General features: G+C 72.8%; 10 protein-coding genes. 2 read left to right on the top strand and 8 right to left on the bottom strand.

Annotated elements, in window-relative coordinates; genetic code table 11:
- Nucleotides 1-186: 186 nt before the first annotated feature.
- The 4 genes from ACZ4EG_RS40735 to rpe form a co-directional block, all read right to left on the bottom strand.
- On the bottom strand, nt 187-1,629 hold the full coding sequence (locus ACZ4EG_RS40735; protein ID WP_467794210.1) for a GuaB1 family IMP dehydrogenase-related protein: 1,443 nt from the start codon (nt 1,627-1,629) through the stop codon (nt 187-189).
- A gap of 158 nt (nt 1,630-1,787) precedes the next feature.
- On the bottom strand, nt 1,788-2,096 hold the full coding sequence (locus tag ACZ4EG_RS40730; RefSeq protein WP_390712450.1) for a barstar family protein: 309 nt from the start codon (nt 2,094-2,096) through the stop codon (nt 1,788-1,790).
- A gap of 118 nt (nt 2,097-2,214) precedes the next feature.
- Nucleotides 2,215-3,258 carry a sugar-binding transcriptional regulator gene (locus ACZ4EG_RS40725; protein ID WP_453558017.1) on the bottom strand — a complete coding sequence of 348 codons (1,044 nt, stop codon included), beginning with the start codon at nt 3,256-3,258 and terminating at the stop codon, nt 2,215-2,217.
- 90 nt (nt 3,259-3,348) lie between these two features.
- Entirely contained in the window at nt 3,349-4,035 is a 687-nt protein-coding gene (gene rpe / locus ACZ4EG_RS40720) for a ribulose-phosphate 3-epimerase (RefSeq protein WP_467794209.1), read from the bottom strand.
- 214 nt (nt 4,036-4,249) lie between these two features.
- Here rpe and ACZ4EG_RS40715 point away from each other — a divergent pair, with 214 nt between their 5' ends.
- Nucleotides 4,250-6,385 carry an MMPL family transporter gene (locus tag ACZ4EG_RS40715; RefSeq protein ID WP_467794208.1) on the top strand — a complete coding sequence of 712 codons (2,136 nt, stop codon included), beginning with the start codon at nt 4,250-4,252 and terminating at the stop codon, nt 6,383-6,385.
- Here the strand turns inward: ACZ4EG_RS40715 and ACZ4EG_RS40710 are convergent.
- Both ACZ4EG_RS40710 and fmt read right to left on the bottom strand, forming a co-directional pair.
- On the bottom strand, nt 6,366-7,793 hold the full coding sequence (locus tag ACZ4EG_RS40710; protein WP_467794207.1) for an RsmB/NOP family class I SAM-dependent RNA methyltransferase: 1,428 nt from the start codon (nt 7,791-7,793) through the stop codon (nt 6,366-6,368). The two genes, ACZ4EG_RS40715 and ACZ4EG_RS40710, sit on opposite strands and share 20 nt — an antisense overlap.
- A gap of 115 nt (nt 7,794-7,908) precedes the next feature.
- On the bottom strand, nt 7,909-8,841 hold the full coding sequence (gene fmt, locus ACZ4EG_RS40705; RefSeq protein WP_467794206.1) for a methionyl-tRNA formyltransferase: 933 nt from the start codon (nt 8,839-8,841) through the stop codon (nt 7,909-7,911).
- A 285-nt stretch (nt 8,842-9,126) separates the two neighbouring features.
- On the opposite strand from fmt, the gene ACZ4EG_RS40700 reads away from it, so the two are divergent.
- Complete coding sequence (locus ACZ4EG_RS40700) at nt 9,127-9,669, top strand: hypothetical protein (protein WP_467794205.1); 543 nt, start codon at nt 9,127-9,129, stop codon at nt 9,667-9,669.
- A 398-nt stretch (nt 9,670-10,067) separates the two neighbouring features.
- On the opposite strand, the gene ACZ4EG_RS40695 is transcribed toward ACZ4EG_RS40700, so the two are convergent.
- Together ACZ4EG_RS40695 and ACZ4EG_RS40690 are read right to left on the bottom strand one after the other, a co-directional pair.
- On the bottom strand, nt 10,068-12,221 hold the full coding sequence (locus ACZ4EG_RS40695; protein WP_467794204.1) for a primosomal protein N': 2,154 nt from the start codon (nt 12,219-12,221) through the stop codon (nt 10,068-10,070).
- Between the two features lie 424 nt (nt 12,222-12,645).
- Nucleotides 12,646-12,972, bottom strand: a 327-nt coding sequence (locus ACZ4EG_RS40690; RefSeq protein ID WP_467794203.1) for a methionine adenosyltransferase domain-containing protein, incomplete at its 5' end; no start/stop codon positions are given.

Raw genomic sequence — 12,972 nt, 5'->3', positions numbered from 1 at the left:
CGTAATGCAGCAACCTTGCGCATACCCGCAAGATCATTGCGTTCATCCGTGGAGCGTGTCCATTTGTTGCGCCATGGCTTTCGAGCGTTGCGCACAGGCCTCGGAAGCACGGTTCACACAGACGCCGACGGCCCCGTCCTCCCGGGTGCCGGGAGGACGGGGGCCGCGTGGAAGCAGGGTGCCGACTCAGCTCCAACTGGCGTGCAGCGGCTCGCCCTCGGCGTAGCCCGCCGCGCTCTGGATGCCGACGATGGCCTTCTCGGCGAACTCCTCCAGGGAGGCCGCGCCGGCGTAGGTGCACGAGGAACGGACGCCCGCGATGATCGAGTCGATCAGGTCCTCGACGCCCGGACGGACCGGGTCGAGGAACATCCGGGAGGTGGAGATGCCCTCCTCGAACAGCGCCTTGCGGGCACGGTCGTAGGCCGACTCCTCCGACGTGCGGTTGCGCACCGCGCGCGCGGACGCCATGCCGTACGACTCCTTGTACAGTCGGCCGTCGGCGTCCTGCTGCAGGTCGCCCGGCGACTCGTAGGTGCCCGCGAACCACGAGCCGACCATCACGTTGGACGCACCGGCCGCGAGCGCCATCGCGACATCGCGCGGGTGCCGGACACCGCCGTCGGCCCAGACGTGCTTGCCGTACTTCTTCGCCTCGGCAGCGCACTCCAGGACCGCGGAGAACTGCGGCCGGCCGACACCGGTCATCATCCGGGTGGTGCACATGGCGCCGGGGCCGACACCGACCTTGATGATGTCCGCGCCGGCGTCGATCAGATCCTTGACGCCCTCGACGGAGACGATGTTGCCCGCCACGATCGGCACCTGCGGGTCGAGGTCGCGCACCAGCTTGATGGCGCTGATCATCGACTCCTGGTGGCCGTGCGCGGTGTCGATGACCAGCGTGTCGACGCCCGCGTCGAGCAGCTGCTTGGCCTTGCCCGCCACATCGCCGTTGATGCCGACGGCGGCGGCGATGCGCAGCTTGCCGTTGGCGTCGGTGGCCGGGGTGTAGAGCGTGGCGCGCAGGGCGCCCTTGCGGGTGAGGATGCCGGCGAGCCTGCCGTCCTTGTCCACGGCCGGGGCGTAGCGGCGGTTGTGCCCGTCGAGGGTGTTGAAGGCCTCGCGCGGCGCGATGTCGGCGTCGAGCAGCAGCAGGTCCGTCGACATGATCTCGGTGAGCTGGGTGAAGCGGTCGACGCCGGTCAGGTCCCGGTCGGTGACGACACCGATCGGGCGGCCGTCCTCGTCGACGACCACGCCGGCGTTGTGCGCCCGCTTGGACAGCAGACCCAGCGCGTCGGCGACGGTCTGGTGCGGGGCCAGCACGATCGGCGTGTCGAGGACCAGATGGCGGCTCTTGACCCAGGAGACGACATCGGTGACGACGTCGATCGGGATGTCCTGGGGAATCACCACCAGGCCGCCGCGCCGGGCCACGGTCTCCGCCATCCGGCGGCCCGCGATCGCGGTCATGTTGGCGACGACCAGCGGGATCGTGGTGCCCGTGCCGTCCGGGGAGCTGAGGTCCACGCCCTGACGCGAGCCGACCGCGGAGCGGCTCGGCACCATGAACACGTCGTCGTACGTCAGGTCGTACGCGGGCTGGATGTCATTGAGGAAACGCACGTGCCGCACATCCCAGTCGATCAGAGGTGACCCCCGGACAGGTCAGCCCGGGGGAGAAGCACGTACTTCATTGTCCCATGACGGCCGGAATGCGATGCCCGGTCAAATCATCCAGGCAGGTCAAAGGGCGTTCGGAGGATCTGCCGAACCGGCCCCGGTCAGCCCAGCGCCAGCGCCACCGTCAGGAGGGGTCCGCGGCCGGACGCCTCGGTGAACACCTCCAGTGCCACCGCCCACTCGTCGGGCCGGGCCGCCGCGTACTCCAGCCAGCCGCCGACGACGAGGAGCAGCCCGTTCTCGGCCGCGTCCGGCGGCCAGAACGAGGGGTCGCCGAGGCTGTCGGCGAGCGCGTCCCAGTTGCGGCCGAACCAGTCGGGCAGGGCCAGGGTCCGCGCGAAGCGGTCCATGAACGCGGCCTTGTCGGCGACCCCGCCGAGGTCCAGCGTCACCACCCGCCGGCTCGTCATCTCAGCACCGTCCTGAATGTGTCGTAATGATCATCGGAAAGCACGCGGGGGACGAACCGCAGCAGCACGCTGTCGGTGCTGTGACGGCCGTCCCCTCATGACCTGCCGCGGGCCGCCCTCAGGCGCCGTCCGGGTCCGCCCGGTTCAGGGCGGGCTTCGGCGTGGGGCCCGCGGTCATCAGATAGTCCGCCGCCGACGTGTCCGTCACCAGGCTGGTGACCAGACCCGACCGCAGCACCGCGTCGATCGCGGACGCCTTGCGCTGGCCGCCGGCGATCGCCACGACCTCGGGGATACGACGGAGCTGGTCGGCCTTGACCGTGATGCACCGCTCCCCCAGGTCCCGGCCGACGCGTCGGCCCTCGGCGTCGAAGAGATGCGCGGACATCTCGGCGGCGACACCGAGCGAGGCGTAGTGCGCCCGCTCCTCGTCGCTGAGCATGTCGTGCACCGTCGAGATGCCCGGCTCCCAGGAGCCGATGGAGACACAGGCGACCGTGACCTTGTCGAAGTACTCGAAGGCCCGGGCGATCCCGGTCTGGTGGCGCAGCGCGGCCGCGGTGGCCGCGTCCGGCAGCAGCATCGGCGCGTAGATGGGGTGCGCGTCGCCGCCGGACACCTGGGCGGCGCGGCGGACGGCCTCGACGGAGCCGCGCTCGGCGGTCCCGGCGTCGTACACGCCCGTCAGCTGCACCACCGTGCACGGCGGCAGCCGGTCGAGCGCCGCCGCCATGTGGATGGTGGACCGGCCCCAGGCCAGTCCGAGGACGTCCCCCTCGTTGACGAGCTCGCCGAGCAGGTCGGCCGCCACCTCGCCGAGGTTCTCGGGGTCGGGGGTCTCCTCGGCCTCGGCCGGGGATTCGACCACGACGGCGTGCCTCAGGCCGTAGCGGGCACGGAGCGCGTCGGAGCGCTCGGCGTCCAGCTCGGCCGGCACGCGGATCTCGATGCGTACGAGATCCCGTTCGAGGGCAGTCTCCAGAACCCGGGCCACTTTGAAGCGGCTGACGCCGAACTCCTCCGCGATCTGGATCTTGGACTTGCCCTCGAGGTAGAAGCGGCGGGCCATGGCCGCCGCCTGCACCAGCTCAGCGGGTCCCATCCGCATGGCTGACCGGCCCGCCGACATACCCGACACGGCGTTCTCCTCACTGCTGTTCACACTCTGGATTCGCCGTTCATCCTTGCAGATCCGGCGCGACTGATCCGCCCTGATGGGCGCCGTTCCCTTAGCTGTTCACGTCGTTGTGGCTCAGTGGTCGCATGCCCAGGACGCCTTGGCGGTGGCCGTCTCCGCCTGGGCGCGGAGCGCACGTACCGCATCTGCCGGGTCGTTCGCCCCGTACACCGCCGAACCGGCGACAAAGACATCGGCGCCCGCGTCCGCACACCGCTCGATCGTGGACGCGGAGACTCCTCCGTCGACCTGCAGCCAGAGTTCGAGACCGTGCTTCTCGATCAGCTGACGCGTGCGGCGGATCTTCGGAAGCATGATGTCCAGGAACGCCTGACCGCCGAAGCCCGGCTCGACCGTCATGATCAGCAGCATGTCGAGCTCGGGGAGCAGGTCCTCGTACGGCTCGATGGGCGTCGCGGGCTTGAGCGCCATGGAGGCACGCGCGCCCTTGGCGCGGATCTCGCGGGCCAGCCGCACCGGGGCGGCGGCCGCCTCGACGTGGAAGGTGACGGACGAGGCACCCGCTTCGACGTACTGGGGCGCCCACCGATCGGCGTCCTCGATCATCAGATGGCAGTCCAGCGGCGTGTCCGTCGCACGCGCCAGGGACTCTACGACCGGCACGCCGAGCGTGAGGTTCGGGACGAAATGGTTGTCCATCACGTCGACGTGGAGCCAGTCGGCTCCCTGCACCGCCTTCGCCTCCTCCGCGAGGCGGGCGAAATCGGCGGACAGGATGCTGGGGTTGATCTGCACGGCCATGACCCAAGCCTGCCATGTCCGGGCACGGATGTTCGCCTCGGTCCCCGGCTGGATCACGACGGTACAGACCATTCTGCAAATCAGGTGCCCTGCGGACGGGGCCGTGCCATGCTGGGCGGCCCACCGGCTCTACGTGCGGCTGGGCCCTGCCGGGCAGGCGGGAAGGTGACGGCAGGGCCCGAGGGGGGCGCCATCGGACGACCACGGGCGCCATGTGCGCCAGGGGCTCATCAAATTCCTGACCGGACGTCGCAGCAAGTGGCTGATAGTGGCCCTCTGGCTGCTGGCGCTCGTGCTCGCGGGCCCACTCGCCCAGAAGCTCACGGACGCCCAGGACAACGACGCCGCCTCCTGGCTGCCCGGGTCCGCGGAATCCACCCAGGTGCTAGACACCTCCAACCACTTCCGGCCCGAGCAGATACCGGCGGTCGTCGTGTTCGCCCGCGACGGCGGACTCACGACGCGGGACAAGCAGCGGATCGCGCGGGACGTCCAGGAGATCAAGGGCCTGACCGCGCACGGCATCCGCGGCGCCGAGACACGCGGACCCGTCTACGACAGTGCTTCCGCGCCGAAGGCCGCCCAGATCTACGTGCCCATCACGATGGACGCCAAAGGCTGGTCCGAGCTCGCCCCGGCCGTCGACACCCTGCGCGACCGGGTGGGCAGGAGCACGGGCGGGCTCGCGGTCCACATCACCGGGCCGGGCGGCACCTCCGCCGACTTCTCCAAGGCCTTCGAGGGCATCGACTCCACGCTGCTGCTCTCGGCGATGGGCGTCGTGATCGTGATGCTGCTGCTGACCTACCGCAGCCCGGTCCTGCTCTTCGTGCCCCTCGTCGCGGTGGTCGTCGCCCTGTTCACGTCGCAGGCGCTGATCTATCTCCTGGCCCGGCACGCGGGCCTGACCGTCAACGGCCAGAGCGCGGGCATCCTCACCGTGCTGGTCTTCGGAGCCGGGACCGACTACGCGCTGCTCCTCGTCGCCCGCTACCGGGAGGAGCTGCGCCGCCACGAGGACCGGCACGAGGCGATGGCGCTGGCTCTGCACCGCGCGGGCCCCGCGGTGCTCGCCTCGGGCGCCACCGTGGTGCTGAGCATGCTGGTGCTGCTGGCCGCCGAGATGAACTCCACCCGCGGCCTGGGCCCGGTCGCCGCGCTCGGCGTGGCGGTCGCGCTGCTGGCCATGCTCACGCTCTTTCCGGCCCTGCTCCTGCTCGTCGGCCGCTGGATCTTCTGGCCTGTCGTCCCGCACTTCGGCTCGTCCGACCCGACCGAGCGGGGCGTCTGGGCCCGTATGGGCCGCGGCATCAGCCACCGGCCCCGGGTCGTCTGGGGCGCCACCGCCCTGGCGCTGGCCGTCCTCTCGCTGGGCCTCCTCCAGCTCCGCGCCGACGGCATCGGCAACGCGGACGCCTTCACCGGCACCCCCGACTCGATCACCGGGCAGAAGGTGTCGCAGCGGTACTTCCCGGCGGGCAGCGGCGACCCGCTGGTGGTCGTGGCGGACCGGGCGCAGGGCGACCAGGTGCGGCAGGCGGTCGCCGGTACGCGCGGTGTCGCGCCGGACAGCGTCACCGTCCCGCCCGGGACGAAACCCTCGTACGACGGCAAGGTCCTGTTCGAGGCGACCCTGACCGACCCGTCCGACAGCAAGGCGGCCAAGCACACCGTCGAGCGTGTGCGCGACGCCGTCCACGCGCTGCCGGGCGCCGACGCGCAGGTGGGCGGCGGCACCGCGGCCCTGCTGGACATGGAGCGGGCGACCACGCACGACAATGTGCTGATCATCCCGGCGGTCCTGCTGGTCGTGCTGCTGATCCTGGGCGCGCTGCTGCGGTCCCTGGTGGCGCCGCTGCTGCTGATCGGCACGGTGGTGCTGTCCTTCGCGGCGGCCCTCGGCGCCAGCGCCCTCGCCTTCCGGCACGTCTTCGACTACGCGGGCGAGCAGACGGACTTCCCGCTGTTCGTCTTCGTGTTCCTGGTGGCCCTGGGCATCGACTACAACATCTTCCTGACCACCCGCATCCGCGAGGAGACCGCCCGCCAGGGCACCCGGCCCGGCGTGGTGACGGGCCTGGCGGCGACCGGAGCGGTCATCACGTCCGCGGGCCTGGTCCTGGCCGGGACGTTCGCCGCGCTCGGCACCCTGCCCATGGTGGCCTTCGCGGAGATCGGCTTCGCCGTCGCCCTCGGCGTCCTCCTGGACACCTTCGTCGTACGGTCGGTGCTGGTCACGGCGCTGTTCCTGGACGCCGGCCGGAAGGTGTGGTGGCCGCACCGGCTCGCGCACGAGGACGGTGAGGTCCCGGTCGTGCGCGAGTCCGAGGTCAGCCGGTCCGGCGGATGAGCGCCAGATACATGGCGTCGGTGCCGTGCAGATGCGGCCACAGCTGTACGTCGGGTCCGTCGCCGAGGGCCGGTACGCCGGGCAGCAGCGGGCGGGCGTCGACGAGTTCGGTGTCCGGGCGCTGCTTGAGCAGGTCCTGGACCACGGCACGGGTCTCGGCGAGGTGCGGCGAGCAGGTGGCGTAGCCGACGACCCCGCCGACCCGCACCGAGTCGAGCGCGGTGCGCAGCAGGGCGCGCTGCAGCGGCGCGAAGTTGTCCAGGTCCTCCGGGCGGCGGCGCCACCTGGCCTCGGGCCGTCTGCGCAGGGCGCCGAGACCGGTGCACGGCACGTCCATCAGCACACGGTCGAAGGTGCCGGGCCGCCACGGCGGCCGGGTCCCGTCGGCGGCGATGACCTGGTACGGCCCCGGGTTGCCGGCCAGGGCCTTCGCCACCAGGCCGGCGCGGTGCGGCTGCTTCTCGGAGGCGAGCAGCGCGGCCCCGCGTTCGGCGGCGAGCGCGGCCAGCAGTGCGGCCTTGCCGCCGGGCCCCGCGCATCCGTCGAGCCACTTCTCGTCCGGGCCCTCCAGCGGCGCGTTGGCGAGTGCGAGGGCGACCAGCTGGCTGCCCTCGTCCTGTACACCGGCCCGGCCCTCCCGGACGGCCTCGACGGCGCCCGGCTCCCCGCCCTCGGCGAGCCGCACGGCATACGGCGACCAGCGCCCCGGCACGGCGGCCTCCTCGCGGAGCAGCTCCTCGGCCGTGGCCCGCCCGGGCCGGGCGACGAGGGTCACCTCGGGCCGCTCGTTGTCGGCCTCCAGCAGGTCCTCGATCCCGGCCCGCCCGCCGCCGAGCGAGTCCCACAGCGCGGAGACGACCCAGCGGGGGTGCGAGTGCACGACGGCGAGATGGTCCTCGGGATCCTCGTCGTAGGGCGGCGCGACCCGCTCCAGCCACCCGTCGAGGTCGTGCTGGGCGACCTTGCGGAGCACGGCGTTGACGAACTTGGCCCGCCCGTCGCCGAGGACGACGCGCGCGAGCTCGACGGAGGCGGACACGGCGGCGTGCGTCGGGATGCGGGTCCCGAGCAGCTGGTGCGCACCGAGGCTGAGCACGTCGAGGACCGGCGGGTCGACCTCCCGCAGCGGCCGGTCGACGCAGGCGGCGATCACCGCGTCGTACGTGCCCTGCCGGCGCAGTGTCCCGTATACCAGCTCAGTGGCGAGGGCGGCGTCCCGGCCGTCGAACTTGTCGGGGCCCTCCTTCTCCCGCGCCTTCCGCAGCAGCGGGGGCAGGACGAGGTTGGCGTACGCGTCCCGCTCGTCCACGGCGCGCAGGGCCTCGAACGCGAGGATGCGGACGGGGTCCTTCTGGGGACGGCGGTAGGGCTTGGCGGGCTTGCGAGGCCGCCGGGACTGCTCACTCACGAAAAAGGTGCTCCGGATGTGGGATGGGTGCAGATCCCAGCGTACGTCCCGGGGGCCTGCGCGGTGCCGCCACGTACGCCGGGAAATCCCCGACGGGAGGGGCCGGGGCCGTGCTTCAGCCGCCCAGCGTCTCGCCCACCGCGATCCGCACCCCACGCGCCCAGTCCGCCGCCCGCATCGGCTTCTTGCCCTGGGCCTGCACCCAAAGCAGCTCCACGGCGTAGGACCCGGTGCCCACGTGCACGCTGTTCTTGCCGACGGCCAGCTGCCCCGGCAGCAGATCGGTCCGCTCCGGTACGGGCGTGGCGTGGACGAGCTTGAGCCGTTCGCCGCGGAAGGTGGTCCAGGCGCCGGGGGCCGGGGTGCAGCCGCGCACCACCCGGTCGACGCGCAGGGCCGGGACGGCCCAGTCGATCCGGGCGTCCTCGACGGTGATCTTCGGCGCCAGGGTGATGCCGTCGGCCGGCTGCGGCACGGCCTTGAGCGAGCCGTCCTCGATGCCGTCCATGGTCGCGGCGAGCAGCCCGGCACCGGCGAAGGCGAGCCGGGTGAGCAGGTCGCCGCTGGTGTCGGTGGGCCGGATCTCCTCGGTGACGGTCCCGTACACCGGCCCCGAGTCCAGCCCCTCCTCGATGAGGAAGGTGGAGGCACCCGTGATCTCGTCCCCCGCCATGATGGAGTGCTGCACGGGCGCCGCCCCGCGCCAGGCGGGCAGCAGCGAGAAGTGCAGGTTGACCCAGCCGTGGGCGGGGACGTCGAGGGCGACGCGGGGCAGCAGGGCTCCGTAGGCGACCACGGGACAGCAGTCCGGGGCGATCTGCGCGAGCCGCTCCAGGAACTCGGGGTCCCGCGGCTTGAGCGGCTTCAGCACCTCGATCCCGGCCTCCTCCGCCCGCTCGGCCACGGGTGACGCGACCAGCCTGCGCCCGCGCCCGGCCGGCGCGTCGGGCCGCGTGACGACGGCTGCCACCTCGTGCCGCCCGGAGGCGATGAGAGCGTCCAGGGCGGGAACGGCGACCTCGGGGGTACCGGCGAAGACGAGCTTCATGGAAGGGTTCGGGCCTCTCGGGCGGTGGCGACTGGCGGGCAGCCCCCAAGTCTATGACCACGCACGCAAGTCCGCCGACGGCGAGCAACCTCCACGGCACACGCCGGTTTTTCACCTGACTGGAGACAGGTGGTGCACGGGTGGGCAAACCGGCGTACGCATATGCCCGTACGCCCCCACACCGTGACCAGCGGAGCGCAAACGCGTTGGTCAAGAAAGAGTTGACCACAAAGGGCCGCATTCGGCGGCCCAATTCCTTTCAACGCCGGTTCGAGAGGCTTGTTCATGGCCGACCACGCAACCCACGACGCCCAGGCCCGGGCCAGCCTGCACTTGCTGGTGCGGGACATCGAGCGGGTCCGCCGCCAGGTGGACGCACTGCGCACGCTCACCGCCCAGTTGGGCAACGTCTACCGCCCGCGCCGCTCCGGCCCCTCCACGGGCTTCGTCGTCTACGGACGCGCCCCCGCCCCGACCGTGCGTCTCGCGCAGGAACTCCGGGACAGCGTCGAGACCCTGGTCACGGCCGCCGTGGACTTCGACCGCTCGCTCGGCTTCTCGTGGGACGCGGTGGGCTCCGCACTCGGCGTCACCAAGCAGGCGGTGCACCGCCGTTACGGCGCCCGGCGCGCCGCGGCCCAGGCGGCCGCCGAGGCCGAGCGCACCACGGAGCCGTCCGGGACCCGCACGCTCAATGTGAACACCGGCCTCCCCGCGGTCCCCACGGTCCCCGCGGCCCGCTCCATGCCGACCCAGCCCACCGCGGGCAGCCCCACGCTCCGCGACGAGGCCAGGCCGACGGCCTTCCCCAGCCCGCGCAACGGCTGACGCACCCTCACGCCGCCCTCCCGGCAGGCATCCGGGAGGGCAGCCGCACGCCGGGCCTCACCCCGCCGCCGAGGGCTTCACCCGACATCCGTGGGCCTCACCCGACATCCGTGGGCCTGACCCAATGGCCGTGGGCTTCACCCCGACCTCCGCGGGTCCCATCCGATGGCCGCCAGCCCGACCCGATGACCGCGGGTCTCACCCGATGGCCGTGAGCCTGACCCGACCTCCGCGGGTCTCACCCGATGGCCGCCAGCCCGACCCGATGACCGCGGGCCCCACCCGACCTCCGCGGGTCCCATCCGATGGCCGCCAGCCCGACCCGATGTCCGCGGGCCCCATCCCACCCCTGCGGGTCTCACCCGTTGTCCGCGAGCCCGACCCGACCTCCGCGTACCTCACCCGATGTCCGGCGGATCGATCCGCACCCGTACGGCCTCCCCGCTCCCGCTCCCCCGCGCCATCCGCGCGGCCTGCGCCGATTTCAGCGCGGATGCCAGCGCCGCCCCGCTTCCCGGCGGCACCCGCACGAGCGCGCGCTCCCAGTGCTCCCCGGGCGGTGGCGCCCCGGTCCGCCTCGGTCGCCCCGGAAGGGTGACCGGCATCGGCACGGGCCCCAACACCTCGGCGTCCGACGGCAGTTCGACCGTGTGCAGGAACTCCGCGACGGCCTCCGCCGTGCCCGACACCGCGGCCATCCGGGACACCGGCGGAAATCCCAGCTCCGCTCGCTCGGACAGCTCCCGCACCGCGTGTCCGACGGGGTCCCAGCGCACCAGCGCCTGCACCGGTCGCAGCGTCGGCTCGGCGACGACCACCACGGTGCCCCGGTCCCCCTGCGGCCGTACGAGCGCACAGGCACCGATCCACCGGCGCAGCGCGTCCTCTCCGGCCCGCAGGTCGGGACGGCCCAGCATGGCCCAGCCGTCCAGCAGCAGGGCCGCCGCATAGCCGCCCTCGGCGACGGGTTCGGCCCCGGGTGTGCTCACGACCAGCGCGGGAGTCCCCGGCACCGTGTCCAGCACGTGCTCCCGCCCCGAGGTGCGCACCGGTACGGCGGGAAAGGCCCGCCCCAGTTCCTCGGCGGTCCGCCGCGCCCCCACGACCTGGGCCCGCAGCCGGAAGCCGCCGCACTCCGGACAGTGCCAGGCACCCTCCTCGCGACCGCACCACCCGCACCGCAACGCCCCCGCGTCCCGCGCCTCCAACGGCCCGGAACAGTGCCGGCACCGCGCGGGCGCCCGGCACTGGGCACAGGCCATGCGCGGCACATACCCCCGCCGGGGCACCTGCACGAGGACCGGCCCGTGCTTGAGTCCCTCCCGGACCGTCTGCCAGGCCAGCGTCGGCAGCCGGGCGGCACGGGCGGCCTCGTCCCGGGCGAGGTCGCCGTCCCCCACCGTCCGCACAAGGGGCGCGGCCCGCCGCACCTGCTCCCGGCCCGCGATCAGGGGGCGCGCCCAGCCGTTCTCCACGAGCTGTGCGGCCTCCACGGTGCAGCTCCAGCCGCCCAGCAGGAAGCCGCACCTGTCCAGGGCCGCGCGCAGCAGGAGCACATCCCGGGCGTGCGGCTGCGGCGCGTGCTGCTCGCTGTGGCTGTCGTCCCCGTCGTCCCAGATGGCGACCAGTCCGAGGTCCTGCACGGGCGCGAAGATGGCGGCCCGCGTGCCGACGACGGCTCGCACGGAACCCCGCCGCACGGCGAGCCATTGTGCGTATCGCTTCTCGGGCCCGGCGTCGGCGGTGAGCAGCGCATGGCGTCCCTCGCCGAGCAGCGCGGTCAGCGCCGCGTCGACCCGGGCGGCGGCCCGTCCGTCCGGTACGACGACGAGCGCGCCGCGTCCCGAGGCGAGCGTCGCCGCGACAGCCCGCGCGAGCTCCTCGCTCCACTCCGGTCCGGGCAGCGCGTTCCACACGGCACGGGGCGCGCCGCCCGAAGCCAGCGACTCGACGAACGCCGGCCCGTGCTCGTACCGGGACCAGGACCCGGCGTCGGGCGCCGCCGGCGGGGGCAGTGGCGGGGGCGAGGGGCGCTGTTCGGCTCGCGCGCTGCGCGGTGGCACGGCCAGTTGCAGCACATCGGCGAGGCTGCCCGCGTACCGGTCGGCGACGGCCCTGGCCAGGCCGAGGAGCTCTGCGCTCAGCACGGGTTCGGGCGACACCACCTGGGCCAGCGCGGCCAGCGGCCCCGAGTAGTCGGACTCGGCCCGCCGCTCCACGAGGAAGCCGTCGATGAGCCCGCCGCCCTCGCGGCGCCCGTCCCGCACGCGATGCCGGCCGGCGCCGAACCGCACCCGCACCCGCACCCCGGGCTGGGCCTCGGCATCCAGTTCCTCGGGCACGGCGTAGTCGAAGTACCGGTCGAGGTGGAGCACGCCCTTGTCGACCAGCACTCGTGCGACGGGCAGCTCCTTGGCGAGCGCGGCCCCGCGCCAGGTCCGGGGCTTGGCCCGCGGCACCTTGGCGCCCCGCACGCTCTCCCGGATGAGCGCGAGCTGCTCCGGCGGCGCCGCTTCGGCCCCGCCGTCCCCCTGCCCGTTCTCGCTGCTCACGCTTGCATTTTTACCAAAAGCCACTGACAACCGACGCCCGCCCGAGATCAACCCGGCCACGGCCGCCGTCAGGCGCTGACTTCTGCCTTGGGCCGCTCGGCCATACCGGTCCAGGACCGGCAGCAGGATTCGAACCTGCGTGGAAATCATTCCGGAAGTTGAAGTACCCGTGACCCTCGCACCGGGCGGCGTCGTTCTCCCGAGATCCAGTCGACAACGGTCTGTGCAAAGCCAGTTTCACCGCACGCACGAAGCGCACTCCACCGAAGTAACCGCGGTCATCGCACCGAGAGATCCCCACCGTAAGGGCGTGACGGATCGCCCGCGAGCCATTTTCCCGGCCGGTGAATCAGCCGTGTTGTGAAACGCCGAGGCCCGGCCCCCGAAGGGAAGCCGGACCTCGGCGGGAGGCGGCACTCGGGGCTTACAGCCCCGCGGCCTTGCGCAGCGCGTCCACGCGGTCCGTGCGCTCCCAGGTGAAGTCGGGGAGTTCGCGGCCGAAGTGGCCGTACGCCGCGGTCTGGGCGTAGATCGGGCGGAGCAGGTCGAGGTCGCGGATGATCGCGGCCGGACGGAGGTCGAAGACCTCGTCGATCGCCTTCTCGATCTTCTCGGGCTCGATCTTGTGGGTGCCGAAGGTCTCGACGAAGAGACCGACGGGCTCGGCCTTGCCGATCGCGTAGGCGACCTGGACCTCGCAGCGGGAGGCCAGGCCCGCGGCGACCACGTTCTTGGCGACCCAGCGCATCGC

It is taken from the genome of Streptomyces sp. NPDC025638 (assembly GCF_055558775.1).
The sequence above is the reverse complement of the archived record's forward strand: the minus strand, read 5'-3'. Positions and strand labels throughout refer to the sequence as shown.

Bases quoted from the DNA above. Each gene is read 5' to 3' on its own strand.
- rpe (WP_467794209.1), bottom strand. From the start codon at position 4,035: ATGGCCGTGCAGATCAACCCCAGCATCCTGTCCGCCGATTTCGCCCGC.
- fmt (WP_467794206.1), bottom strand. From the start codon at position 8,841: ATGAAGCTCGTCTTCGCCGGTACCCCCGAGGTCGCCGTTCCCGCCCTG.
- ACZ4EG_RS40730 (WP_390712450.1), bottom strand. From the start codon at position 2,096: ATGACGAGCCGGCGGGTGGTGACGCTGGACCTCGGCGGGGTCGCCGAC.
- ACZ4EG_RS40700 (WP_467794205.1), top strand. From the start codon at position 9,127: ATGGCCGACCACGCAACCCACGACGCCCAGGCCCGGGCCAGCCTGCAC.